The organism is Pedobacter sp. 01N416 (assembly GCF_056399685.1).
Genome location: NZ_JBFTRT010000966.1, coordinates 1 through 823, shown reverse-complemented (window position 1 = coordinate 823; position 823 = coordinate 1). Strand labels below are relative to the sequence as shown.

1 protein-coding gene is annotated in these 823 nt (G+C 35.4%); it reads right to left on the bottom strand.

What is annotated here, in order from left to right; translation table 11 throughout:
• A partial coding sequence (locus tag AC1DND_RS28715; protein WP_477586354.1) for an IS1096 element passenger TnpR family protein occupies positions 1-626 on the bottom strand: 626 nt, incomplete at its 3' end.
• Positions 627-823 lie beyond the last annotated feature (197 nt).

Here is an 823-nt window from a genome sequence, read left to right as displayed (position 1 = left end):
TCTTCGAAGTTATCACTATCAGAAAATTCGTCGCCGAATTCGTCTTCTTCGCTTTCTTCGTCTTCGTCCCTCTCTTCGGCATTGATCCCCATTTCGCCCATGGCTTCCAATTCGTCGGTATCTTCTGGTACAAAATTCATTTCGTTTAAGAAATCAAATTCACCTGCAACTGCACCAACAGCTGCGCCAGGATCGACAATGGGTGCATTGCTACTTTCAAAAATTTTAGGTGCTTCACCACTGCTTTTAGCTAAAAATGGGTATTCGATATTTGGATCGGCATCTAAAATTATTTTTACCAGCTCTACATGAAAATCATAAGGGCGATCGAAATTGTAGATATAGTAAAACTTTTGATGCGGATCTTCAATAAAACCACTTAGTTTAGAATTCTCCATTAAAACTACACGGTCTTTTTTACGCTCACTTGGTAAATAAGCAATTTCATCACCTTTTAACCAATTATCGGTGCTTACGTAAAAAGAGGAAGATTTTTCGGCATTATAACCCGTAGATCTGTGAATAGCCTTGTGCAGGTCTTCAAATGTTTGGTTTGATTTAATGTCGATCTCTCTTACAACATCATCAAAATCTTCGAAAGTAATTCTAAATTTATAAATAGCCATTATAGTGTTTTGGAACCGTAAAAATAAAGTTAATTTATAATTACCACAAATATCAGGTGGCATAAAAGACAGCCTAATTGTAGTGTTTTAGCAATTAAATTATTTATTAACAGGATTTAATCCCATTTGTTTTGCCTGATTTAGCATAAAATTAAATGCTTCGTGATAGTCGTTTGTAATCTCGCCCTCTAATATGG